The organism is Qipengyuania sp. JC766, from assembly GCF_040717445.1.
Lineage (GTDB): Bacteria > Pseudomonadota > Alphaproteobacteria > Sphingomonadales > Sphingomonadaceae > JC766.
Genome location: NZ_JBFEFL010000001.1, coordinates 629,142 through 651,509, shown reverse-complemented (window position 1 = coordinate 651,509; position 22,368 = coordinate 629,142). Strand labels below are relative to the sequence as shown.

Sequence of the window (22,368 nt, the reverse complement as noted above, 5' to 3'; positions counted from 1 at the left end):
AAATCTAAGTGGCCCGCATGGAACTCGACATTCACATCATCGGCGGGGGTCTGGCGGGCAGCGAGGCGGCATGGCAACTGGCGCAGCGCGGTCTTCGCGTCCGCTTGTCCGAAATGCGCGGTGCCGGCGACATGACACCCGCCCATCAGACGGACGGGCTCGCCGAACTCGTGTGTTCCAACAGCTTCCGATCCGACGATGACACCAAGAACGCGGTGGGCCTGCTCCATCACGAAATGAGGCGGCTCGACTCACTCGTCATGCAGGCGGGTGCGAAGGCACAGGTCCCGGCAGGATCGGCCATGGCGGTCGACCGCGACATGTTTTCCGAAGCTGTCGAAAAAGCGCTGAGCGAGCATCCGAATGTGACGGTCGTCCGGGAACGGGTCGATACGCTTCCCCCGACGGGCAGCGTCATCGTCGCGACCGGTCCGCTGACGGCGCAGTCCCTCGCCGAAAGTATCGTAGAGGCGACGGGGAGCGAACGCCTCGCCTTCTTCGACGCCATCGCGCCGATCGTTCACCGCGACAGCATCGATATGGACATCGCTTGGGTGCAAAGCCGCTGGAACAAGCGGACCGAGGCATCGAACGAGGACGGCGACTACATCAACTGTCCCATGACGGAGGCGCAGTACGAGGCGTTCCATCAGGGACTTCTGGATGGCGAGAAGACCGAATTTCGCGAGTGGGAGGCGAATACGCCCTATTTCGACGGCTGCATGCCCATCGAAGTGATGGCGTCGCGAGGTCTAGACACATTGCGGTTCGGTCCGATGAAGCCCGTGGGGCTCGACAACCCGAACGACCGGACCGAGGAATTCCCGCAAGGCCGCTGGCCGCATGCAGTGGTGCAACTGCGCCAGGACAACAAGCTGGGCACGCTGTGGAACATGGTCGGCTTCCAGACGAAGCTGAAATACGGTGCCCAGGTGGAACTCTTCCGGACCATTCCCGGTCTCGAGAATGCGGAATTCGCGCGGCTTGGAGGCCTCCACCGCAATACCTTCCTGAATTCGCCGATCGTTCTCGATCACGAGCTACGCCTCAGAAAAGCGCCGAACATCCGCTTCGCAGGCCAGATTACCGGCTGCGAAGGCTATGTCGAAAGCGCGGCAGTCGGCCTCTTGGCCGGCTTGATGGCCGCATCGGAATTCGCCGGCACGCGCTGGTCGCCGCCCCCGCGAACCTCGGCCATGGGCGCGCTGCTCTCCCACATCACGGGTGATGCGAACGCCGAGACTTTCCAGCCGATGAACGTGAACTTCGGGCTGTTTCCTCCGCTGCACGACGTGAAGAAGAAGCAGCGCAAGGAAGCCTACACGGAACGGGCGAAGGCCGATTTCGGATCATGGCTGGCAACGATGGACCGCATCGCCGCCTGACCCTCAGCAATTGCAGCGCGGCTTGCTGGCACTTCGTTTCAGGCGTGTCGTTGCGAACTCCTTCTGGTCGAGTTCCCGATCGCCATTGGCATCGGCATCGTCGAACCGGGTTGCCGTGGTGACGGCCCATTCCTCGAAGGTGAGAAGGTTGTTTCCGTCCGTATCGAGCTTCCGGAAGGCGGCCGTGCGACTGGACAACATCTCGTTGCGCGTAATCCGCAGGTCGCGGTTCCTGTCGTAGCGGAAGAAGCGGCGCTGTTCCTTGCTGAGCTCGGTCGCTTCCGGCGGGGCGGGTCCGCGCGACTGGCCCGGATCGGCTGCCGGCAACACATCCGGATCGTCCGCAGGGGATGTCTCCGCCATCATCGGGGGCGGTGCCGCCTGTTCGACCTGGGCCCTGCCCTGCCACCAGAACAGACCCACCCCGGTCAGCAGAAGCGCGCCAAGCGCCCCCAGAATTAGCCTGTCCATAAACCTGCGCCCCCTGATGCGCCGGCAGATTACATCATCTGCCGATCAATCCAAGCCGTGCAATGGCGAGCATATCGCCGCGTCCGGCGATCAGGGGCCCACCGCCCCGCTGCAGCGCGCGACGCCCGATTCCATTGAGGACGGCGAGATGGCGAAGGCTTCGTGGCAGTCGCGCGCGCCCAGAATTTTCGTGCACCGATCCCTCACCTTCGAACGAGAACCAGACCGCCCTGCCCCATCGCCGTCCCGCATTCGCGGCTCCATCCTGATGGGCCGGAGCGGACGCCAGGCGCGCGAGTGCCCCGAATGCAGCGGCCCACGCAGTTTCGAATTCGGTCGCGCCGCTCTCATCCCCCTCGGTTCGAAAGAGCAGGGCCTCCCACCCGTCGACGAGCGCCGCGAGAACGGGCGTCTCCCCAGCCCATTCCCGGCCGATCGCATCGAGCACCTGATCGCCCTGCGGCCGGTCGTCCGTTGATTTCAAAAGGCTGTCGCGCCACCACGCGAGGCGGATCTGGGCGATCGACAATTCCTGGGCCGTCAATACGAAGCGGGCCAGCCGCGCATCCAGACGGAACACGGCTTCCGCCGCCGGGCGCTGAGGCGTCGGCGCGTAATTTAGCGCGAGCTGGAGCGGCAGGGGCAGTTCTTCCGGAGTCTGTTCGGGCACCGTATCCGACTAGCGGACCATGCCCACCGGCGAAAGTCAGCTGTAGACGGTGCAGCTGGACTGCGTGCTGCCTCCGGTAAGACCGGGGTCGAGATTGCGGTCGTCGCGAACCATGAACGCCGCTTCCTGCTTGAAAGCGCGATCGCCGGTGCCGAAAGGCGTGTCGAACATGGCTTCATATTCGTAATAGATTTCGACGAACATGACCGCATTGCCGGATGACGCCGTTGCCTGGCTGCTACCGCTGCCCATCCCGGTGATGCGCGTGCCGGAATAGCCGTTGCGATTGGTGTCGTTGCCGTAATCCGACTCCTCCACCTTCTTCCCGCGGCACCGCTGCCAGTGGATCCATTGGCGCGAACCGTTCTGGCGGAATTCGAGGCTGGAGAGGATAATGCGACCATTGTCCCCGAGATCGATCGACCGGCCCTGTCGCAGGGCACCCGCAAGGATCGCATCCACCTCGGCTTCGCGGACCGTGGGTGCCACGGCGCTGTTGTCCGTCTGACCAAGTCGTGAGGCGTTGTCCGCGATCGAAAGTGCGATCTGGCTGACCTGCGTACGCGTAATCGCCAACCGTGCCAGTTCGGCCCCATACAGGCCCATCGTCAGCAGGACCGGGGTCACCACGGCGAATTCGGTCAGCGAGATGCCGGACTGGTCAAGGACCAGCCGCGATGCGAACCGCTTCGCTGAAGCTAGTGCTGCGCGCACGCTCACGAGCATGTCCCCGACGTGGAGCCATAACCCTGCTGGTCTGCGAAGGGCTGGTTCTTCTTGATGGCGCTGGCTTCGATCGTGCGATCGTCGCTGTAGGGAAGCAGCGGCACGGCGAAGGGCGCATCGTAGGACACGGTCACCGAATAGATGACGACGTCGTTGGCGTTGCCGTTGTTCGACACACCGACATCTTCGTCCCACTGTCCGTTGCGGTTCTCGTCGGTGTAGGCTTCGCCATTATCGCAGTCGCCATTGTTGTTGGCGTCGTTCCACTGCTCAGGACGCTCGAGGTCGGCGAAGTCGTAATAGCTGACGCGGCTGGCCCTGACGTCCGCCCCCGGAAGGATTTTCTGGACCTGCTCCCGGACCATGGCATCGGCTTCCGCCGTATCCCCGGTCTCCAGCGCGGACGCACGGGCCGCTTCCTGCACTGCGCCGTTCAGCACGGACTGGCCGTAGGTCAGCTGTCCATAATCGAACAGACCCATCAGCATCATGATGAAGACCGGCGCGACGATGCCGAACTCCATGAGCGCGGCGCCACTCTCGTCGCGGGCGACGCTCCGGTCGCAAGATTTCCGGCGCGCCATCACTGGACCACCCGCAATTCGCCGACCACATTCCCGATTTCCTGGAACGCCTGGTTCAACTGCGACGAGTTCGCCGCCGTGTAGGAACTGTTGTCCGACGAGCAGTACTGCAAGTCGCTCGACAGGTTCGATGCGAAGGCGATGACCCAGACGCGGATGCCCTTGGCCTTGGCTGCATCGCAAACCGCGCGGAAGCGCCGGTTGTGCCGCCGCGTCAGCTCGTCGATGTCGCCGCCGCGGTCGTCCGAGATGTTCTGTTCGTGGAATTCATAGCCCCACGCGCCAAGGATGTAGCGATTGGGCGCCATGTCCCCGTCGGTCATGAAGATGATGTGACGCGAAACGCTGCCGTTGTTTGCCGGCTCATCGGTAACGTTGGATGCGAAGACCCCATCGACGGAATTCATTCGCGCGCCCCAGATCATCCCGATGTCGTGATAGGTACCGCCGCTCGGAAACAGTCCGTCGGCATAGGAATTGAATTCGCTCTGCGACATGGTGCTCAGAAGCTTGCTGCGCTGCGGGCAGTAATAATCGTTGCTGCCATGGCGCCCGTAATCCGACTGGTTGGCAGTCGTCCCTGTCGAGCCGTTCGAAGTCGTGCGGCGATAGGATATCTGCTGCCAGAGCGGGCGCCACTTCGTGGTGTTGTCGCCGGCCGAAGGGACAAGATCAATATCGAGGTCCTTGGCTCCAGTCGGCGACCAGCCAGTGCTGGTGTTGTAGGAGAAGTTCGGTTCAGAGACGGTCGAGCGTTCCATGATGCATCCCTCCCAGACGGATGTCTGGTCGGTGCCGTTCGTATCCGTCGGCGTGGTCACGCTGGCGAACGTCTTGAACCTGCTCGTGTCATAAGTGACGTTCTTGTAGATCCACTTGTCGAAACGCCGTGTGGTGGTTGTCTCGTAACGCGGATTGCGCGTCTCGCGGCGAACTTCGTTCCGATCCCGGCGCTGGTCCTGGTAGGCCCTGTAGTATTCGCGGTAATAGCTGCTGTAGATACAGCCGTATGCACGGCGGCTTTCCCGCGTGGTCGTCGTCGTTTCGCGGACCTGCTGTCCGGCATAATTCACATAGGTGTTGGTCGAAGGAGATCCGGCTGAACCGTAATTCGACCAGTTGCCATTCGCCGGCAAGCCGTCGGTGCAATCCCGCTCTCGCCTGAATGTCCCGCCACCGTAATACTCCACGTTGCCGTACCAGTAGTTGTCGTACTCGGTGGCGTTCGTGACCGTCGGCGGATCGATCCAGCCGACCTGGTTCTGCTGGGTTTCCGTGATGAACTGCGCTTCGCGCGAGGGATATTCCCAACTGTCGACAACATGGGAAGGATCGAGCAGGCGACCGACATTGACGGACGAGCTGTAGGGTACGAAGCCATACCGCACGCGCCCGTTCCCGCCCATCGCAGCCGTGTTCACGGTCGAATAGAAGGACTTCATCGCGTCCTTCAGTTCCTTCAGCCGGGAATCGCTGCCGTGATTGTCCTCGTCGTATCCGTTATACGCGATATAGTTCGAGCATTCGGAACTCGACATGGCCGACGTACAAGCCATGGAGCCCGTGGTATCCAGCACCATCACGACATCGCTGTTGCCGATCGACATGGTGGCGCTGCAATTTGCGGCGAGATCGATATCGTCGAACCCGAAAAGCTGCATGACCGCGGCATCGATGGTCGCGGTGGCCGTGCCCTCGACGGTATTACCGTTGTCGGGTGAGCTCGGTGTGAAGACGAGGTTGTCCACGTCCTGCTGCTGCGCATCGAAATTCGCGGCGAAGAAATTGTTGGCCTGGGTCTGCGCGGCCGCGTTGAAGCCGCGGTTCGCAACCGCCTTGCGGCCTGCCAGGACGCCGGCGTCGCACGCGTTCTGAAGGCGGTTCTGCGCCATGTAGGCGCGCGACATGTCCACGCCGCCGCCGACCATGGCCGCGAGCGTAATGAGTCCGACCGCCGCCAGGGGAAACACGTTCCCGCGGTGATCGTACATCAATCGCATTATGCCCCCGCCCCCGGGGACGCCCGATGTATCGCCCATGTGACGCAATGCCCCTATAATCCAGGGCAGGACAAATACGGACCCTTTCTCAACAAATCCTAAATATGGCCGACGCGTGGCGTCATCAAAATATTAACCAAGAACATTACCTTAGCCGTCAATGGCTTGCGCCTATCCGCACAATGGAATGGGCGCGAAATACATCATCCGATCCTGCAGGAACGGCCTGCTTGCACGCCTTTTGCGCAACGAGGAGGGCAATACGCTCGTCCTCATCGGCGCCGCGATTCTGCCCCTGCTGGCACTCGTCGGCAGCGGGGTCGATCTCGGCCGGGGCTACATGGCGCAGAGCCGTCTGCAACAGGCGTGCGATGCCGGCGTCCTCGCCGCGCGCAAGGCGCTTGGGCCGGAAGCGGTCGTGGATGGAACCGTGCCCGACATCGTGGTCGATACCGGCCAGCGCTTCTTCAACCTGAACTTTCGCGACGGCGCCTACGGTTCGGAACAGCGCGCGTTCCAGATGGCGCTGGAAGAAGACTACGCCATTTCCGGGTCCGCCAGCGTCGACGTGCCCACCACCATCATGAAGGTGTTCGGCCACGATCGGATCGACGTGAATGTCGATTGCACCGCGCAAATCAACTTTTCCAATACCGATGTCATGATGGTCCTCGACTCCACCGGGTCGATGAGCCGGACGAACCCGGGCGATGCCGCGCCCCGCGTCGATGTCATGAAAGAAACGGTGGTGAACTTCCACGCGCAGCTGGAAGCGTCCGCCGCGGCGGGATCATCCATCCGATATGGCTTCGTGCCCTACTCGACGAACGTCAACGTCCTCCACCTGCTGAAGGACGAATGGGTCGTGCCGGAATGGGCGTACCAGTCGCGGAAGAGCGCGTTACTCAATGTGACCACCACGCGAACCTACACCACCAACCCGGTAGTGGTGTCAGGAACGAGAAGCGAGCACGCGGTGGATACCTATCCCGCGACTTTCGGCGAGCTGACGGGGTACACCTGTCCGACCCGCCCGGAGCCCAAGCTGTCGGACAAGACTTCCACGGTCAGCAAGTCCACCTCGACCGTCCTATTGCCGGTACCCGGCACCAAAACCGTCGAACGCAAGCGACGCACGCGGGACGGAACCGATTACGATGCCCGCGTGTCCGGCAGCACCTGTACCGTCTACGAAGTTACCTTCAGCAGTCATGCGGAGGAGTACGACGAAGTCACCGAGCCCAAGCTCGAAACCAAGCCGACCTGGCAATACGGGCAGATCAAGTACGACGTGACCGATTTCCGGACCGCTTCGAACGGCTGCATCGAGGAACGCGACACGTACGAGATCAAGGATTACGACGATGTCGATCTCGAAAAGGCGCTCGACCTCAATCTCGATCTCGTTCCGGGGACCGATCCGGCCTACCGCAGGGGAAGGCTCAGGGGTCTGCTCGACAATGTCGTCTCGACCGTATCTGGCGACGATGACGACGATGACGATGATGACGACGACGACGACGAAGATGACGATGATGGCCCGTCGACGACATCTCTCAATTATGACATGTCCCAGTGGCGCCCCATGTATCCGGAACGCGTTTTCCTGCGCACTATGAAATGGGACGGCGGCGGTAAGCTGGACAAGAAGAAAGTCACCTCCACCGACAACTTCGTCGACGTGGTGGGGCTCGGGACGTCGGCCTGTCCCGCGAAGGCGCGCAAGCTGGCCCCGATCACGAAAGCAGAACTCGAGACCTATCTTTCGACCATCAGGCCGTCGGGCAACACCTATCACGATATCGGCATGATCTGGGGCGGGCGCCTCATCTCGCCGGACGGGTTGTTCAAATCGGAAAACCGGGACGGCAGCACGCCGACCAAGCGCAACGTCATCTTCCTCACCGACGGCGAGACGGCGCCGAACGATGTCAGCTATTCGAGCTACGGTGTGGAGCCGCTGGACGAACGCCGCTGGAAGCGCGGATCCAAGACGAACCTGACCAAGACGGTCGAGCAGCGCTTCCTGTTCACCTGCAAGCAGATCCGGAAGAAGAACATCAAGGTCTGGGTCGTCGGTTTCGGTACCACGCTGAGCGACGTCATGAAGGAATGCGCCGGCGAAGGGCATTATTTCGAAGCTGCCGACGCGGCGGAACTCAATGCCTCCTTCGCGACCATCGCGGAAGACATCGCGGAACTGCGGATCGTCGAATGACCTTTCGGCCGGGTCCTCTTGCGCGCGACGAGCGCGGCGCGACACTGGTGGAATTCGGGCTGATCGCGCCCGTTCTCCTGCTGATGATGCTCGGTCTCTTCGACATGAGCTACAATTACTACGTGCAGTCGCAGATGCAGGGCGCGATCCAGAATGCCGCTCGTGACTCCGGCATCGAGGGGGCGCAGCTGGAATACGAAGCCATCGACAAACGCGTCCTTGAGGCGGTCCGTCAGATCGCACCCGATGCTAACGTGCAGTTTCGCAGGCGGTCCTATTCCAGCTTCTCCGACGTCGACCGCGCCGAGGACTTTTCCGACCTCAACGGCGACGGGGTCTGCAACGACGGCGAACCCTTCGAAGACGCGAACGCCAACGGAACCTGGGACCAGGATCGCGGAACGGATGGCGGCGGCGGCGCGCGCGACGCCGTGCTGTACGTCGTCAATGTCGAGTACCCACGCCAGTTCGCGGCGGCGAGCTTCGTCGGCCTGTCCAAAACGGTCGAGATGAGTGCCACCACGGTCCTGCGGAACCAGCCCTATGGCAAGGTCGTCGACAACACGGCCGTCGGGAACTGCACATGACCGGCCTGCCCAGACTGCTCCGACGGCTTCGCGCTTCCCAGAGCGGGGCCGCCGCGCTCGAGTTCGCGCTCGCCGCGCCGCTCCTGCTTGGCGCAGGGCTGTATGGCGTGGAAACCGCCAATCTCGCCGTCACTCAGATGCGGATCAGCCAGGTCGCCGTGCTGCTGGCGGACAACGGTTCGCGCGTGGGGGAAAACTCGCTCTTGGGCGAAGTGAAGATTTTCGAAAGCGACGTGAACGACGTTTTGCAGGGCGCGCACCTGCAAGGTGGCGATAATTTCGGCCTTTACGAACACGGCCGGGTGATCATCTCCAGTCTCCAGGTACTCGACGATACCGAGGACCAGCAATACATCCACTGGCAACGCTGCAAGGGCAAGAAGCGCGTCGTGTCATCCTACGGCGTGGAGGACGACGGGCGGTCCAGCGGACTGCCGGGAATGGGCCCTGCGGGCGAGGAAATCTACGCCATCAAGGATGAGGCCGTGATCTTCGTGGAGGTCCAGTACGACTACCAGCCGATCGTTTCGAAGACCTTCGCCAATGTCGAGACCCTGAGCGCGATCGCCGCCTTCAACGTGCGCGCCAATCGCGATCTGTCCCAGATCTACCAGCGTGATCCCGTGGAGCCGGACCCGGTCGCCGAATGCGACACGTATGACGGCATGCCCGACATCGAAGCCTGAGCGGCTTCAGACGTAGCAGACCTTCTTCACGGCTTCCACGATCCGCGGCGCGTCGATCAGCGCCAGTTTTTCCAGGTTCGCCGCATAGGGAAGCGGCACGTCCTCGTTGCACACGCGCAGCACCGGCGCGTCGAGATCGTCGAAGCCCTCTTCCATGCAGATCGCAATCACTTCCGACGCGATCGAGCAGGTCGGCCAGCCCTCTTCGGCGATGACCAGGCGATTGGTCTTGGCCAGGCTGTCCAGGATCGCCTGCTTGTCGAGCGGTCGCAGGGTGCGCAGGTCGATCACTTCCGCGTCGATGCCGTCTTCGGCTAGCGTCTCGGCGGCTTCGAGAGCGAAGCCGACCCCGATCGAATAGCTCACGATGGTTACGTCGCTGCCTTCGCGCACGATCCGCGCCTTGCCGATCGGCAGGACGTGGTCATCCAGCTTGGGCACATCGAAGCTGCGACCGTAGACGAGCTCGTTCTCGAGGAAGACGACCGGGTCCTCGCTGCGGATCGCGGCCTTCATGAGGCCCTTGGCGTCGGCACTGTCATACGGCGCGATCACCACCAGTCCCGGCACGCTCGCATACCAGGGACCGTAGTTCTGGCTGTGCTGTGCCCCGACCCGGCTGGCCGCGCCATTGGGTCCGCGGAACACGACCGGGCAGCGCATCTGGCCACCGCTCATGTAATTGGTCTTGCCGGCCGAGTTCACGATGTGGTCGATCGCCTGCATCGCGAAGTTGAACGTCATGAACTCGACGATCGGCCGCAGGCCGCCCATGGCCGCACCCGTGCCGATGCCGGCAAAGCCGTATTCGGTGATGGGGGTGTCGATCACCCGCTTCGGACCGAACTCCTCCAGCAGGCCCTGGGTCACCTTGTAGGCTCCCTGGTATTCCGCGACTTCTTCGCCCATGACGAAGACGCGGTCGTCGGCGCGCATTTCCTCTGCCATCGCGTCGCGCAGCGCTTCGCGAACGGAGGTGGAGACCATCTCGGCGCCTTCGGGAATGTCCGGGTCGGACGCGGGCGACCGCTTCGGCTTTTCCGGCGTGACCGATCCGTCCTCGTCGTCGCGGCCGACATCCTTGCCCTCGCCCGCGACATCCGTTTTCTCGTCCGCAGCGGCGTCAGCGCTGTCGTCCTGCGCCGGAGCCTCCACGTCGGAAGCATCCTCGCCTTCGCCGGCCAGCATTCCGATGACCGTTCCGACCGCCACGTTCTCCGTACCCTCTTCCACGAGAATCTTGGCCAGCGTGCCTTCATCGATGGCTTCGAATTCCATCGTCGCCTTGTCGGTCTCGATCTCTGCAATGACGTCGCCGGGTGCGATCTCGTCGCCTTCCTGCTTCAGCCAGCGGGCGAGAGTGCCTTCCTCCATCGTCGGGGAAAGGGCGGGCATTTTCAGTTCGATTGCCATCAGTCGATTACCGTCTGGGAGTGCTGGATAAGCTGCCAGTCGCCGCCGACAGCATGATAGGTCGAGGCGCAGTAGGCACTGTATGCGCTACCGTCCGTCCGTTTCGCGTCGCCGCGATAGGCGATGGCGATGACGTCCTTGTCGCTGCGCACCAGGCGCCGCTCGGTCAGTTGCGCGTCCTGCCATCCGGACGCGCCTTCCGTCGCCTGTGCGCCGTCGAGGATGCCGACTTCCGGCAACGTCATCACGGCGTCGCCGGACACCAGTTCGCGGTATGCCGGCGCGCCTTCGAGCCACAGCCGCGTTTCCGCGTGCCACAACGCTTCGTCGGTGATCGCCATCAGTACTGCTCCACCAGCACGTCGGTATAGAGCTCATCGGCTTCCGGCTCGGGGGAGCTTTCCGCGAAGTCGGCGGCTTCGGACACGGTCTTGCGGATGTCCTTGTCGATCGACTTCAAGTCGTCCTCGCCCTTGCCGGCGTCCATCAGTTCCTTCTTGAGCCGCTCGATCGGATCGTGGTGGTCGCGTTGCTCCTGCACTTCCTCGCGCGTCCGGTACTTCGCAGGATCGGACATGGAGTGTCCGCGATAGCGATAGGTGTTGCATTCCATAAGCACCGGGCCGTTGCCTTCGCGCACGTGCCTGAAGGCCACTTCGGCAGCGGCGCGCACTTCGAGCACGTCCATCCCGTTCACTTCCATGCCCGGAATGCGGAATGCCGTACCCCGGCGGTAGAACCGGGTTTCCGCGGACGACCGCTTGGTGGCGGTCCCCATCGCATACTGGTTGTCCTCGACCACGAACACGATCGGCAAATTCCAGAGGGCCGCCATGTTGAAGGTTTCGTACACCTGGCCCTGGTTCGCGGCGCCGTCACCGAAATAAGCAAGACAGATGCCGCCGTCGTCGCGGTACTGGTGCGCCAGCGCGAGGCCGGCGCCGAGCGGCACCTGCGCGCCGACGATCCCGTGACCGCCGTAGAATTTGTGCTCGGTGCTGAACATGTGCATCGAGCCGCCCTTCCCCTTCGAGATGCCGGCCTGGCGGCCGGTCAGTTCGGCCATGATGATCTTGGGGTCGATCCCGTAGGCGAGCATGTGCCCGTGATCGCGATAGCCCGTGATGACGCTGTCCCGGTCGTTGTCGAGCGCGGACTGGAGCCCGATGGCGACCGCTTCCTGCCCGATATAGAGGTGGCAGAAACCGCCGATCAGCCCCAGGCCGTACATCTGGCCCGCGCGCTCCTCGAACCGGCGGATGAGCAGCATCTGCTCGTAGAAACGAAGCTTTTCCTCTTCGCTAGCGTCGTAGCGCTTCGCCTTCTCGAATTCTTCCTGAAGGGTGCGAAGCGCGAAATCCTCGTCCATCGCTTCTGGGGTATTCTTGGCGGCAGATTTGGCTTTGGCCACGAATTCGCTCTCCGGTCGTCTGTCACCCCTGAATGGGCGAACGGTTCGGGCGTTCCATGGGCGTGCCGCAGCGTCAAGGCAAGCCTTGGGCTGCGCATAGCTATTCGGATCGGGCTATTCCGATCGGGGTCGTTATTCTTCTTCGGGCAGGGTCAGCACGATCTCGTCCGGATGCGCGACATTCTGGTTACGGCGCAGCAATTCGCCGACCAGGTCGGGGTCGGCATGGGCCGGGTCGAGAAGGCGGACCCGGTTATCCAGCGCATCGACCTCGTCGGTGAGCTTGGCGATCTTCGCCCGGTGTTCATCCAGCGTAGCGGAATTCTCGCTCCACGACAGAAGCCCGCTCGGCCCCGCGAAGGCGAAGCCGGCCATCAGCAGCAGGACGCCAAGGGCGGCCCCCTGGGCGAGCCGTTCGCGGCGGGTGTCGAAGCGGTGGCGTTTGCGCATTGCAAATTCCTTGAATCACACCTGATTCCTCCGATCAAGCGGAAAAGGACGTCCGCGAACAGGAAACTCGCAAGGGGGCTCGCTCGTTGGCGTTGAAAGTTCCCTGAAAATTGGTTACATGTGAAACCACATTCACAGGAGAGAGACATATGCCCGACCTTTTCGAAAACCCCGCCGGCCTCGACGGCTTCGAGTTCGTCGAGTTCTGTGCCCCGGAAAAAGGCAAGCTGGAGCCGGTCTTCAAGGCGATGGGTTTCTCGATGGTCGCACGCCACCGCAGCAAGGATGTCCAGCTCTGGCGGCAGGGCAACATCAACCTCGTCGCCAATTACGAACCGCGCAGCGCCGCCTGGTATTTTGCTCGCGAACACGGGCCCAGCGCGTGCGGCATGGGGTTCCGGGTCAAGGACGCGGCGAAGGCATACGAACACCTGATCGAAAAGGGCGCCGAACCGGTCGCCAACGAACCCGGGCCGATGGAACTGAGCATTCCGGCCATTCGCGGGATCGGCGGCGCCATCGTCTACCTGATCGATCGCTATGCCGACAAAGGCGATGATGGCCTCTCGATCTACGACATCGATTTCGAGTACCTGCCCGATGTCGAGAAATACCCGGAAGGCGCCGGCTTCAAGGTGATCGATCACCTGACCCACAACGTCTACAACGGCCGCATGAAATACTGGGCGGACTATTACGAGACGCTCTTCAACTTCCGCGAAATCCGCTTCTTCGACATCAAGGGCGAGTACACGGGCCTCACGTCCAAGGCGCTCACCGCCCCCGACGGCAAGATCCGCATCCCGCTCAACGAGGAAGGCGAAGGCGGCAAGGGTCAGATCGAGGAGTTCCTGAAGGAATTCAACGGCGAAGGCATCCAGCACATCGCGCTCATCTGCGACGACCTCGTGACGGCGTGGGACCGGCTGAAGGAATTCGGCGTGCCCTTCATGACCGCCCCGCCCGAAACTTACTACGAGATGCTGCCCGAACGCCTGCCCGAACACGGCGAGCCGGTGGACGAGCTGAAAGCGCGCGGCATCCTCCTCGATGGCACCACAGAAGGCGGCCAGCCGCGCCTGCTGCTTCAGATATTCGCGGAAGCCCAGGTCGGACCCGTGTTCTTCGAATTCATCCAGCGCAAGGGTGACGAAGGCTTCGGCGAAGGCAATTTCAAGGCGCTGTTCGAGAGCATGGAACGCGACCAGATCAAGCGCGGCACTCTCAGCGTCGAGGACGCCAAGACCGTAGAAGCGGAGCCGGCAGAATGAACGCGACTGCAAACCACCCGATCCGCCTCGGCGGCGTGCACCATGCGGCCTATCGCTGCAAAGACGCCAAGGAGACCGTCGAATGGTACACGCGCGTCCTCGGCATGGAATACACCTCGGCCTTTTCCGAGGATCACGTGCCGTCGACCGGTGAATACGATCCCTACATGCATGTCTTCCTGGACGCAGGGAACGGCAACATCCTCGCCTTCTTCGAACTGCCCAACCAGAAGGACATGGGCCGCGACAAGAACACGCCGAAATGGGTCCAGCACCTCGCCTTCAAGGTCGGCAGCGAAGAAGAGCTTCTCGCCGCCAAGGAGCATGTCGAAAGCGAGGGCATCGAGGTCCTCGGCCCCACCCATCACGGCATCTTCAAGTCGATCTACTTCTTCGATCCCAACGGGCACCGCGTCGAACTGGCAACCGATATCGGGACGGACGAGCAGTATGCCGAACTGAAGCGGGTCGCGATGCCGATGCTCGACGAATGGTCGGAGACGAAAAAGGCACCCCAGCATGCGGCCTGGCTGCACGAAATCGCCCGGTCGGAGCATAACAAAGGGCAGGAACCTGCCGACTGACTGATGCATTGAGCCCTGAAAGAGGGAGTTTCATGCAAGCCACGACAAGCGAGTCCGCCGAAGCGACAGTAGATCCCGTCGCGACACTTCAGGGTCAACTGGTGGACATGGGGGAGCAGCTCATCCGGGCGCTCCCCGGCCTGGTCATCGGGCTGGTTATCCTCTTCGTCACCTGGCTGGTCGCCAAGTTCGCAGTGCGGATCGTCGACAAGATGACCGGCCGCACGGAGATGCGCCCCTCCCTGCGCAATCTGCTCGAAACCATCGTCCGTCTCGCGATCTGGATCTTCGGCCTGATGGTCGCCGCGATCGTCGTCATGCCCGGGCTGACGCCGGCCAGCCTGATCGCCGGCCTCGGCATCGGCGCCGTCGCCATCGGTTTCGCGTTCCAGGACATCTTCGAAAATTTCCTCGCGGGCGTGCTTATCATGATCCGCGAGAAAATGCGGATCGGCGACGTCATCGAATGCGAAGGCATCGTCGGCAAGGTCGAGCATATCACCCTGCGCGAAACGCATGTCCGCAAGCTGTCGGGCGAAGTGACGCTGGTTCCCAATTCCATGCTGTTCAAGAACCCGGTCGAGATCCTAACCGACGATCCCATGCGCCGTCACGAGGTCGTGGCGGGCGTGTCCTACGACACCGATCTGGACCACGCGGCAGACGTCATCCGCAAGGCGGTCGAAGGGGTCGAGGGGGTTGAGGTCGACAAGGGGATCGACGTCTTCGCGCAGGAATTCAACGCGAGCTCGGTCGACTTCAACGTCCGCTGGTGGGCGGGTTCGACGCCGCGAAACATGTGGGAAAGCAAGGACAAGGTCGTGCGCGCCATCAAGCGGGCGCTGGACGATGCGGGCATCGAGATCCCTTTCCCCTACGTGACCCACACGTTCAAGGAGCGCGTGCCGCTCGGCGAAAAGCCGGGCGAACTTGCCTGATCCGGAACGGGACGCCTTACGGCGCCCAACCGATCCCGAATTCGGAATTACGCCATGCGGGAGCTGACCCGGTCGCAGGAAATCGGCCTGGCGCTGTCATGCGCCGTGGTGACGGCCAACGCCTATTACATCCACCCGATCATCGGCGAAGTCGCCGATCACTTCGGCGTAGGTCACAGCGAGATCGGGATCGTCCCCGCCCTGAACCAGATCGCGCTCGCCATCGGCATCTTCTTCCTGCTGCCGCTGGGCGACCGGTTCTCCAACCGGAGCCTCACGATCCTCTTCGTCGCCGGGCAAACCGCGTGCCTTGCGCTCATGACGCTTGCGGAAGGGTTCCTGCTGTTCACGCTCGGCTCGACCCTGCTGGGCTTCGTCACGATCGCGCCCTACCTGCTGCCCGCCTACGCGTCGAAACGCGTCCCGCCGGAACGTCTCGGACACGTCACCGCGCTCCTCACCGCAGGCGTCATTTTCGGCATACTGGTGGCGCGAGTGGGCGCGGGCGTCGTGACCGAGTATTTCGGCTGGCGAACGGTCTACTGGATCGCCACCGGGGCGATGGCCGTCACCATGCTGCTCCTTCCGCGGCTGATGGAAGGCCGGGCGTCCGAACGGACGGAGGCAACCCCGTACCTTGCCTTGCTCAGTTCTCTCTTCGCGCTCCTCAAGTCGCACCGCGCAATCGTCTTGTCGGGCGTGATCCAGGCTTTCAATTTCGGCGCCTTCATTGCGCTCTGGCTCGGCCTCGCACTCCATCTCACGTCGGCCGAAATGGGGTACGGGGTCGACACAGTGGGCTACCTCGCCGCCATCGCGGCCGTCAGCGTGATCTCGACGCCGCGCCTCGGACAATGGGCGGACAAGGTCGGCCCCTACCGCGCCCGCGCGGTTTTCGCCGTCATCCAGATGGCCGGCCTCGCGCTCTTCTGGCCGCTCGGCTATTCGCTCTGGGGTCTCGTGGTGCCGCTGGTCCTCGCCAATCTGGTCGGTCCGGGCATCGACGTCGCCGGGCGCATGACCTTCCTTTCACTCGCCCCCGACCTGCGCACCCGGCTGACGACGATCTACATCGTGCTGATGTTCACAGGCGGCGGTCTGGGCAGCCTTCTCGGCACATTCTCGTACGACCACTTCGGCTGGCCCGGCACATGCGTTCTCCTACTCGTGATGTCCGGCGCGCTGACCGCGCTTTCCATCGAAAGCTTGAAACGACAGGCCTGAAGAGAGGGATGGTGCGCCCGACAGGATTCGAACCTGTGGCCCCCAGATTAGGAATCTGGTGCTCTATCCTGCTGAGCTACGAGCGCGTGCGGGGATCGCATTATCGCGCGATGGGCGGGGGTGCAATCAGTTCACTTCGTCGGGCGGCGCGATGGGGAAGAGGATCGGGGCGACGGTGATGCCTTCTTCCAGCAGGGCTTCGGCATCGTCCCTAGACGCGCGGCCGTGGATCGGCGCCTCGTCCGCTTCCCCGTAATGCATGGCGCGGGCCTTGTCGGCGAACTTCTCCCCCACCCACGTGCTCTTTTCCAGAGCCTTGGCCTGTGCCTTGGCAATCGTCTGCAGCGCCTTGGCGACCTCCGGCAGCAGGCTGCCGCCCGCGAGCGGCTGATCTGCGGGAGCGCTCTTGGGTTCGAGGCGATTTCGCCTGCCCTCGCCTGCCGACTTCTTCGGAACCGCGGGCGCCATCGGCGCCTTGGCGACCACGCCGGACCCGCATTGCGGGCAGGAAACCAGCCCGCGCGACGACTGCTCCTCGAAATCGCCGGACGATTTGAACCAGCATTCGAAACGGTGCGAATTGTCGCATTTGAGGTCGAAGACGATCATCGCTGCGCGGGTTCGGGGATGTCGCGCCGGTTGGCAAGGCTGGGGACCTGTCGGCGCACGCCGGCCACGCGGTCGCGGTCGATCTCGGCAAAGGCGAGGCCCGGCGCGTCGCCTCTGATGTCGAGCGTCACTTCGCCCCAAGGGCCGACGACGAGGCTATGGCCGAAGGTCGCCCGTCCGTCCTCGTGCTCGCCCACTTGCGCGGCCGCGACGACATAGGCGCTGGCCTCGATCGCCCGCGCGCGTTGCAGGATGTGCCAGTGGTCGCGCCCCGTCGGCCGTGTGAAGGCGGCGGGAATGGCAATGACGTCGCACTGCAGGTGGCCCAGCGCGTGATAGAGCGCGGGGAAGCGCACATCGTAACAGATGGTGAGGCCGAGCCGTCCGACCGGAGTATCCACCGCGACGACGCCGTCACCGGCCCGGTAGGCGCTCGATTCCTGCCAGCTTTCCCCGTCTTCCAGCGTCACGTCGAACATGTGCATCTTGTCGTAGCGCGCAGCGATCCCGCCCCGGTCGTCGATTACGAAGGACCGGTTCGCCCAGCGGTCGCCCTCGCCCTTCACGGCAAGCGATCCGAGCGCGATCCAGATGCCGTTGCGCGCCGCGGCCTCGCGCATGGCGGCGAGGACGGTGTCCTCTTCTTCGGCCACGATGGACTGCGCGGCCCGCTTCCGATCCCGGTCCAGCAGCCCGCTCATTTCCGGGGTGAACAGCATCGCCGCCCCACCCTTCGCCGCATCGTCCGCCGCCTGTACCAGCGTCGCGCGGTTCGCGTCGGGGTCGATGCCCGACTGCATCTGGAGTACGGCGATACGCGTCATGCGAGGCCGAGCATCCCGTCGAGCTTGCCCGCGCGATCGAGCGCGGCGAGATCGTCCGATCCGCCCACATGCGTATCGCCGATGAAGATCTGCGGCACAGTGCGGGCATCGGGCGCACGTTCCAGCATGGCCTTCTTCTCGTCGCCGCCCATGGTCACGTCGATATCGTTGTAGGACACGCCCTTCCCGTCCAGCAGCTGGCGGGCGCGTGTGCAGTACATGCATCCGAACTTGGTGTAGATGTCGACTTGCGGCTGGCTCATTCCGGTTCCTTCCGAAGGGGCTGGAGCGCGGCTCCGGAGGTCTTGAAACGGCCGCGCGAATTTCCGATATCGACGCTGTTCCCGGTGCCTGCAAGGGCCGGGAATGCGTAACCGGGCGCCGCTTTCGCGGGCCCACACATATCAAATTGCTCAAAGGAGAGTTTGTTTCGATGTCACGTCTCGATTTTACCCCCTATCGCCGTTCCACCGTCGGTTTCGATCGCCTGTTCGATCTCCTGGAAAACCAGGCCCGCGGCAATGGCGGCGACAATTACCCCCCCTTCAACATCCAGCGCCGTGGCGATGACGATTATCGCATCACGCTGGCCGTGGCGGGATTCAGGGCCGGCGATCTCGACATCACCGCCCAGCAGAACCTGCTGACGATCCAGGGCCGCAAGCGCGACGACGAGGATGGCGAAGGCGAAATGCTGCATGTCGGCATTGCCAATCGCGGCTTCGAACGCCGGTTCGAACTGGCCGATTATGTCCGCGTGGCGAATGCCGATCTCGCGGACGGGTTGCTGACGATCGACCTCGTGCGCGAAGTGCCCGAAGCGATGAAGCCCAAGAAGATCGCCGTGAACGGCCAGAAAGGCCTCGAAGTGATCGAGGGCGACAAGCGCGACGACCAGGCGGACGCCGCCTGATCCGCGCTGCGACACACGCAGCATCATTGAAAGGGGACGGCCCGGCATCGATCCGGGCCGTTTCCGATAGCTATTGTTGAGACTTGGGGTTCCCCGAAAGCGAAGGGGGCAAGCCCGAAGACCTGCCCCCGCGGCCTAGGCCGCCTCGTCCGTAAAGGACCGTCCGGGTCGCAGAAGACCGTCCAATCCGGACAAGTAGATCCTTTTCAGAAATCCCACACGCCGACCGCCCCCCAGCGGCGCTCGATTCTATGGGCCAAAACTAAGAAAAGATAAAGTCCCGATTGTACGAAAACGTCATCCGGCGAACGATCGCCGGACCGTTCGTTTCAAACCAGGCGCGATTGGCGCACGGCCGCCGCGATGAAGTCCGCGAAAAGCGGGTGCGGATCGAAAGGCTTGGACTTCAGTTCGGGATGGAACTGCACGCCCACGAACCACGGATGCTCCGGACGTTCCACGATCTCCGGGAGCAGGCCGTCGGGCGACATGCCGGAGAAGGAAAGGCCGGTGCTCTCCATCGGCTCGCGATAGGCGTTGTTGACTTCGTAACGGTGCCGGTGGCGCTCGGAAATGCTGTCGGAGCCGTAGATCGAATGCACGTGGCTGTTTCCGGCCAGCTTCGCTTCGTAGGCGCCGAGCCGCATCGTGCCGCCGAGATCGCCGCCTTCCTCGCGCTTCTGCAGGCCTTCCTCGCTCATCCATTCGGTGATGATGCCGACGACCGGTTCTTCCGTCGCGCCGAACTCGGTGGACGATGCCGCGGCATGGCCGGCAAGGCGTGCCGCCTCGATGCAGGCCATCTGCATGCCAAGGCATATGCCGAAGAAGGGAACGCCGCGTTCCCGCGCGAAGCGGACGCTGGAAATCTTGCCTTCCGATCCGCGCTCGCCGAAACCGCCGGGCACGAGGATGCCGTGCATCGGCTCGAGCTTGGCGGCGAGGTCTTCCTCGCCCTGCTCGAACATCTCGGCATCCAGCCAGCGGATGTTGACTCGCACCTTGTTCGCCAGACCGCCGTGGATCAGCGCCTCGTTGAGCGACTTGTAGGCGTCCTGCAGGCCGACATACTTGCCGACCACGCCGATGGTAACCTCGCCTTCGGGATTGAAGAAGCGGTCGGTCACGTCGTGCCAGCGGGATAGGTCCGGATCGGGCGCGTCGGAGATACCGAAGGCGCGCAGCACTTCGCGATCCAGTCCCTCTTCGTGGTACTGGAGCGGCACCGAATAGATCGAAGGCGCATCGAGCGCGGGTATGACCGCTTCGGCCCGTACGTTGCAGAACTGCGCGATCTTGTTGCGCTCGCTGTCGGGGATCGGATGCTCGCTGCGGCACAGGAGCAGGTCCGGCTTGATGCCCAGCGCCGCGAGCTCGCGCACCGAGTGCTGGGTCGGTTTGGTCTTGAGCTCGCCCGCCGCCGCAATGAAAGGCACCAGCGTCACATGGACGCTCAGCGTCTGGAGCGGCTCCAGCTCGTTCCGCAACTGCCGGATCGCTTCCATGAAGGGCAGCGATTCGATGTCGCCCACTGTCCCGCCGATCTCGCACAGCACGAAGTCGAGGTCGTCGACATCGGCCAGCGCGAACTGCTTGATGGCGTCCGTGACGTGCGGGATGACCTGAACCGTCGCGCCCAGATAGTCCCCGCGCCGTTCGCGCTCGATGATGTCGCGATAGACCCGGCCGCTGGTGACGTTGTCACTTTGCCGCGCGGCGACGCCGGTGAAGCGCTCGTAATGACCCAGGTCCAGATCGGTCTCCGCCCCGTCGTCCGTGACGTAGACTTCGCCGTGCTGGTACGGGCTCATCGTGCCCGGATCGACGTTCAGATAGGGGTCGAACTTGCGAATGCGGACCTTGTACCCGCGCGCCTGCAGCAGTGCTGCGAGGCTCGCCGCCATAAGTCCTTTGCCGAGCGAGGAAACCACGCCGCCGGTAATAAAAATGAACCGCGCCATGGGAGGCGAGCCTTAAGCTGCACCCCGGATTCGGGGCAAGCGAATTGCGCCGCCGTTTGCCACGCAATCCACAGGGGAAAGGAAAACCGGGCTCAGTTGCCCAGCGGGTCGGTCTCGGCAGGCGCCTGTGCCGGGGCATCGGCCGGTGCCGCCGGTGCCGGAGCCGCGCCGCCGCCGAGCGGATCGTTGGCCGGGGCCGACTGCGGCGTGACCGTGCGGTCGATGGTCGAGGTTATCTCGCCCGAAGACGTCGTGTTGGTCGCCAGCGCCGCCAGAATGATCGAGAGGACCACGAAGCCCACCGCGAGCCACTTGGTCGCACGCGTCAGGAAATCGGCCGCGCCGCGGGCACTCATCATCCCGCTCGGGCTGCCGCCCACGCCCAGACCGCCGCCTTCGGATTTCTGCATGAGCACCACGCAGACGAGCGCGGCGGCCACGAGGGCCTGGACGACGGTCAGGAAGAGGAAGAGTGACATTGCTAAACGATCCCAGAAAATTCGCGCGTCAAATAGGTCCGTGCGGCCCAAACCGCAAGCCGGACGCCGGTTCTTGCCTTAGCTCGCGGCGCTGTCCGCCCCGCCGGCGGCGGCCATCACGATGCCGATGAAGGTATCTGCCGTCAGGCTGGCCCCGCCGACCAGCGCCCCGCCGACCTCGTCCGCGCCAAGCAGTTCGGCGGCATTGTCGGCCGTGACGGAGCCGCCGTACAGGATGCGGATCTGCGCACCGTCATCCTCGCCGAACCGTTCCACCAGCACCTTGCGGATGGCGCGGTGCATGGCGCCGATTTCCTCGACGTTCGGGGTGCGGCCGGTGCCGATCGCCCAGATCGGCTCGTAGGCGACCGTCAGGTTTTCCCCGGCTCGCTCGATTTCCTTGGGCAGCGAGGCTTCGAGCTGCTTGGTCACGTAATCCTGCGCGGTGCCTTCGTCGCGGACCTGTTCCGGCTCGCCGCAGCACAGGATGACCTGCAATCCCGCGGCAAAGGCCGCTCCGGCCTTCTTGCGCACCAGCGAATCCTTCTCGCCATGGGCCTTGCGCCGTTCGCTGTGTCCCAGGATCACGAATTTCGCGCCGGCATCGGCCACCATCGCGGCGGAGATATCGCCGGTATGCGCGCCTTCGTCGCCCGCATGGCAATCCTGCGCGCCGACGCCGATCTGCGCCGCTTCGCGATGCACCGGGTGGATGAGGGTATAGGGCGGCGCCAAGGCCACCTCCGCGCGCATGAGATTCTGTGCGGCACGGTCGATGGCGCGCGCCTGCGACAGCATCGCGCGGGTTCCGTTCATCTTCCAGTTGCCAACGATAAAGGGACGCTCGTGCATCTAAACGCCTTGATTTGTAGTGAGTTCGAATTGCGAAGGACCCGCTATATGGATCGATCGGCAGGTGTCGCTAGCCGTCAATCCACATGAGGTCAAAAGTGGCCGGGAAGTG

Annotated in this window: 24 protein-coding genes and 1 tRNA gene; 9 read left to right on the top strand and 16 right to left on the bottom strand. The window is 63.3% G+C overall.

The features are described from left to right. The first annotated feature begins 17 nt into the window (after positions 1-17). The gene (gene trmFO / locus AB1K63_RS03205; RefSeq protein WP_366958490.1) at positions 18-1,385 is read left to right on the top strand and encodes a methylenetetrahydrofolate--tRNA-(uracil(54)-C(5))-methyltransferase (FADH(2)-oxidizing) TrmFO; all 1,368 of its coding nucleotides are present in this window, start codon (positions 18-20) and stop codon (positions 1,383-1,385) included. A 3-nt stretch (positions 1,386-1,388) separates the two neighbouring features. Here trmFO and AB1K63_RS03200 read toward each other — a convergent pair whose 3' ends face one another. From AB1K63_RS03200 to AB1K63_RS03180, 5 genes are read right to left on the bottom strand one after another with little or no spacing between them, the layout of a single operon-like run. After that, complete coding sequence (locus tag AB1K63_RS03200) at positions 1,389-1,856, bottom strand: EF-hand domain-containing protein (RefSeq protein WP_366958489.1); 468 nt, start codon at positions 1,854-1,856, stop codon at positions 1,389-1,391. A gap of 34 nt (positions 1,857-1,890) precedes the next feature. Next, positions 1,891-2,526, bottom strand: coding sequence for a hypothetical protein (locus AB1K63_RS03195; RefSeq protein ID WP_366958488.1), 636 nt, complete (start codon positions 2,524-2,526; stop codon positions 1,891-1,893). Positions 2,527-2,562: 36 nt separating this feature from the next. Next, a complete protein-coding gene (locus tag AB1K63_RS03190) occupies positions 2,563-3,246 on the bottom strand; it encodes a pilus assembly protein TadE (RefSeq protein WP_366958487.1) in 684 nt (227 codons plus the stop codon). Continuing rightward, complete coding sequence (locus AB1K63_RS03185; protein WP_366958486.1) at positions 3,243-3,836, bottom strand: TadE/TadG family type IV pilus assembly protein; 594 nt, start codon at positions 3,834-3,836, stop codon at positions 3,243-3,245. Before AB1K63_RS03185 ends, AB1K63_RS03190 begins: the two co-directional genes overlap by 4 nt. Beyond that, positions 3,836-5,836, bottom strand: coding sequence for a TadE/TadG family type IV pilus assembly protein (locus AB1K63_RS03180; RefSeq protein ID WP_366958485.1), 2,001 nt, complete (start codon positions 5,834-5,836; stop codon positions 3,836-3,838). Before AB1K63_RS03180 ends, AB1K63_RS03185 begins: the two co-directional genes overlap by 1 nt. A 187-nt stretch (positions 5,837-6,023) precedes the next feature. Here AB1K63_RS03180 and AB1K63_RS03175 point away from each other — a divergent pair, with 187 nt between their 5' ends. From AB1K63_RS03175 to AB1K63_RS03165, 3 genes are read left to right on the top strand one after another with little or no spacing between them, the layout of a single operon-like run. Then, positions 6,024-8,054, top strand: coding sequence for a VWA domain-containing protein (locus tag AB1K63_RS03175; RefSeq protein ID WP_366958484.1), 2,031 nt, complete (start codon positions 6,024-6,026; stop codon positions 8,052-8,054). Next, positions 8,051-8,641: a TadE family protein gene (locus tag AB1K63_RS03170; protein ID WP_366958483.1), complete on the top strand. Its 591-nt coding sequence runs from the start codon at positions 8,051-8,053 to the stop codon at positions 8,639-8,641. Before AB1K63_RS03175 ends, AB1K63_RS03170 begins: the two co-directional genes overlap by 4 nt. Then, positions 8,638-9,327, top strand: a complete 690-nt coding sequence (locus AB1K63_RS03165; protein WP_366958482.1) for a hypothetical protein — start codon at positions 8,638-8,640, stop codon at positions 9,325-9,327. The genes AB1K63_RS03170 and AB1K63_RS03165 overlap by 4 nt, the downstream gene beginning before the upstream one ends. A 6-nt stretch (positions 9,328-9,333) precedes the next feature. Here the strand turns inward: AB1K63_RS03165 and AB1K63_RS03160 are convergent, their stop codons facing one another. From AB1K63_RS03160 to AB1K63_RS03145, 4 genes are all read right to left on the bottom strand, one after another. Next, a complete protein-coding gene (locus AB1K63_RS03160) occupies positions 9,334-10,740 on the bottom strand; it encodes a pyruvate dehydrogenase complex E1 component subunit beta (protein ID WP_366958481.1) in 1,407 nt (468 codons plus the stop codon). Continuing rightward, on the bottom strand, positions 10,740-11,081 hold the full coding sequence (locus tag AB1K63_RS03155) for a hypothetical protein (RefSeq protein WP_366958480.1): 342 nt from the start codon (positions 11,079-11,081) through the stop codon (positions 10,740-10,742). Before AB1K63_RS03155 ends, AB1K63_RS03160 begins: the two co-directional genes overlap by 1 nt. After that, entirely contained in the window at positions 11,081-12,109 is a 1,029-nt protein-coding gene (gene pdhA / locus AB1K63_RS03150) for a pyruvate dehydrogenase (acetyl-transferring) E1 component subunit alpha (RefSeq protein ID WP_366960634.1), read from the bottom strand. Before pdhA ends, AB1K63_RS03155 begins: the two co-directional genes overlap by 1 nt. A 174-nt stretch (positions 12,110-12,283) precedes the next feature. Continuing rightward, complete coding sequence (locus AB1K63_RS03145) at positions 12,284-12,601, bottom strand: septum formation initiator family protein (protein ID WP_366958479.1); 318 nt, start codon at positions 12,599-12,601, stop codon at positions 12,284-12,286. A gap of 149 nt (positions 12,602-12,750) precedes the next feature. On the opposite strand from AB1K63_RS03145, the gene hppD reads away from it, so the two are divergent. The 4 genes from hppD to AB1K63_RS03125 are packed head-to-tail and all read left to right on the top strand — an operon-like array spanning position 12,751 to position 16,618. Then, complete coding sequence (gene hppD / locus AB1K63_RS03140) at positions 12,751-13,872, top strand: 4-hydroxyphenylpyruvate dioxygenase (RefSeq protein ID WP_366958478.1); 1,122 nt, start codon at positions 12,751-12,753, stop codon at positions 13,870-13,872. Beyond that, on the top strand, positions 13,869-14,456 hold the full coding sequence (locus AB1K63_RS03135; RefSeq protein WP_366958477.1) for a VOC family protein: 588 nt from the start codon (positions 13,869-13,871) through the stop codon (positions 14,454-14,456). Before hppD ends, AB1K63_RS03135 begins: the two co-directional genes overlap by 4 nt. Positions 14,457-14,488: 32 nt before the next feature. Next, entirely contained in the window at positions 14,489-15,394 is a 906-nt protein-coding gene (locus AB1K63_RS03130) for a mechanosensitive ion channel family protein (protein WP_366958476.1), read from the top strand. 54 nt (positions 15,395-15,448) lie between these two features. Beyond that, complete coding sequence (locus AB1K63_RS03125; RefSeq protein WP_366958475.1) at positions 15,449-16,618, top strand: MFS transporter; 1,170 nt, start codon at positions 15,449-15,451, stop codon at positions 16,616-16,618. Between the two features lie 9 nt (positions 16,619-16,627). Here AB1K63_RS03125 and AB1K63_RS03120 read toward each other — a convergent pair. The 4 genes from AB1K63_RS03120 to grxC all read right to left on the bottom strand — a co-directional run bounded on the left by AB1K63_RS03120 (position 16,628) and on the right by grxC (position 18,314). Further along, positions 16,628-16,704, bottom strand: a tRNA-Arg gene (locus AB1K63_RS03120). Between the two features lie 40 nt (positions 16,705-16,744). Continuing rightward, positions 16,745-17,227, bottom strand: coding sequence for a DUF1178 family protein (locus tag AB1K63_RS03115; RefSeq protein ID WP_366958474.1), 483 nt, complete (start codon positions 17,225-17,227; stop codon positions 16,745-16,747). Beyond that, positions 17,224-18,051, bottom strand: coding sequence for a carbon-nitrogen hydrolase family protein (locus tag AB1K63_RS03110; protein WP_366958472.1), 828 nt, complete (start codon positions 18,049-18,051; stop codon positions 17,224-17,226). Before AB1K63_RS03110 ends, AB1K63_RS03115 begins: the two co-directional genes overlap by 4 nt. Further along, entirely contained in the window at positions 18,048-18,314 is a 267-nt protein-coding gene (grxC, locus tag AB1K63_RS03105) for a glutaredoxin 3 (RefSeq protein ID WP_366958471.1), read from the bottom strand. The genes AB1K63_RS03110 and grxC overlap by 4 nt, the downstream gene beginning before the upstream one ends. Before the next feature lie 170 nt (positions 18,315-18,484). Between grxC and AB1K63_RS03100 the strand changes: the two genes are divergently transcribed. Further along, entirely contained in the window at positions 18,485-18,964 is a 480-nt protein-coding gene (locus tag AB1K63_RS03100; protein WP_366958470.1) for an Hsp20 family protein, read from the top strand. A gap of 329 nt (positions 18,965-19,293) precedes the next feature. Here AB1K63_RS03100 and AB1K63_RS03095 read toward each other — a convergent pair whose 3' ends face one another. From AB1K63_RS03095 to tpiA, 3 genes are all read right to left on the bottom strand, one after another. Beyond that, positions 19,294-20,925: a CTP synthase gene (locus AB1K63_RS03095; protein WP_366958469.1), complete on the bottom strand. Its 1,632-nt coding sequence runs from the start codon at positions 20,923-20,925 to the stop codon at positions 19,294-19,296. Positions 20,926-21,017: 92 nt separating this feature from the next. Continuing rightward, entirely contained in the window at positions 21,018-21,404 is a 387-nt protein-coding gene (gene secG, locus AB1K63_RS03090; RefSeq protein WP_366958468.1) for a preprotein translocase subunit SecG, read from the bottom strand. Between the two features lie 78 nt (positions 21,405-21,482). After that, the gene (gene tpiA / locus AB1K63_RS03085; RefSeq protein ID WP_366958467.1) at positions 21,483-22,256 is read right to left on the bottom strand and encodes a triose-phosphate isomerase; all 774 of its coding nucleotides are present in this window, start codon (positions 22,254-22,256) and stop codon (positions 21,483-21,485) included. Positions 22,257-22,368: the final 112 nt, after the last annotated feature.

Excerpts from the sequence above, each read along its gene's own strand:
- AB1K63_RS03200 (WP_366958489.1), bottom strand. The coding sequence starts at position 1,856 with ATGGACAGGCTAATTCTGGGGGCGCTTGGCGCGCTTCTGCTGACCGGG.
- AB1K63_RS03130 (WP_366958476.1), top strand. The coding sequence starts at position 14,489 with ATGCAAGCCACGACAAGCGAGTCCGCCGAAGCGACAGTAGATCCCGTC.
- AB1K63_RS03100 (WP_366958470.1), top strand. The coding sequence starts at position 18,485 with ATGTCACGTCTCGATTTTACCCCCTATCGCCGTTCCACCGTCGGTTTC.
- trmFO (WP_366958490.1), top strand. The coding sequence starts at position 18 with ATGGAACTCGACATTCACATCATCGGCGGGGGTCTGGCGGGCAGCGAG.
- AB1K63_RS03125 (WP_366958475.1), top strand. The coding sequence starts at position 15,449 with ATGCGGGAGCTGACCCGGTCGCAGGAAATCGGCCTGGCGCTGTCATGC.
- AB1K63_RS03160 (WP_366958481.1), bottom strand. The coding sequence starts at position 10,740 with ATGGCAATCGAACTGAAAATGCCCGCCCTTTCCCCGACGATGGAGGAA.
- pdhA (WP_366960634.1), bottom strand. The coding sequence starts at position 12,109 with ATGGACGAGGATTTCGCGCTTCGCACCCTTCAGGAAGAATTCGAGAAG.
- hppD (WP_366958478.1), top strand. The coding sequence starts at position 12,751 with ATGCCCGACCTTTTCGAAAACCCCGCCGGCCTCGACGGCTTCGAGTTC.
- AB1K63_RS03145 (WP_366958479.1), bottom strand. The coding sequence starts at position 12,601 with ATGCGCAAACGCCACCGCTTCGACACCCGCCGCGAACGGCTCGCCCAG.
- AB1K63_RS03175 (WP_366958484.1), top strand. The coding sequence starts at position 6,024 with ATGGGCGCGAAATACATCATCCGATCCTGCAGGAACGGCCTGCTTGCA.
- secG (WP_366958468.1), bottom strand. The coding sequence starts at position 21,404 with ATGTCACTCTTCCTCTTCCTGACCGTCGTCCAGGCCCTCGTGGCCGCC.
- AB1K63_RS03115 (WP_366958474.1), bottom strand. The coding sequence starts at position 17,227 with ATGATCGTCTTCGACCTCAAATGCGACAATTCGCACCGTTTCGAATGC.
- AB1K63_RS03170 (WP_366958483.1), top strand. The coding sequence starts at position 8,051 with ATGACCTTTCGGCCGGGTCCTCTTGCGCGCGACGAGCGCGGCGCGACA.
- AB1K63_RS03185 (WP_366958486.1), bottom strand. The coding sequence starts at position 3,836 with ATGGCGCGCCGGAAATCTTGCGACCGGAGCGTCGCCCGCGACGAGAGT.
- AB1K63_RS03135 (WP_366958477.1), top strand. The coding sequence starts at position 13,869 with ATGAACGCGACTGCAAACCACCCGATCCGCCTCGGCGGCGTGCACCAT.
- AB1K63_RS03165 (WP_366958482.1), top strand. The coding sequence starts at position 8,638 with ATGACCGGCCTGCCCAGACTGCTCCGACGGCTTCGCGCTTCCCAGAGC.
- grxC (WP_366958471.1), bottom strand. The coding sequence starts at position 18,314 with ATGAGCCAGCCGCAAGTCGACATCTACACCAAGTTCGGATGCATGTAC.
- AB1K63_RS03180 (WP_366958485.1), bottom strand. The coding sequence starts at position 5,836 with ATGCGATTGATGTACGATCACCGCGGGAACGTGTTTCCCCTGGCGGCG.
- AB1K63_RS03155 (WP_366958480.1), bottom strand. The coding sequence starts at position 11,081 with ATGGCGATCACCGACGAAGCGTTGTGGCACGCGGAAACGCGGCTGTGG.
- tpiA (WP_366958467.1), bottom strand. The coding sequence starts at position 22,256 with ATGCACGAGCGTCCCTTTATCGTTGGCAACTGGAAGATGAACGGAACC.
- AB1K63_RS03095 (WP_366958469.1), bottom strand. The coding sequence starts at position 20,925 with ATGGCGCGGTTCATTTTTATTACCGGCGGCGTGGTTTCCTCGCTCGGC.
- AB1K63_RS03110 (WP_366958472.1), bottom strand. The coding sequence starts at position 18,051 with ATGACGCGTATCGCCGTACTCCAGATGCAGTCGGGCATCGACCCCGAC.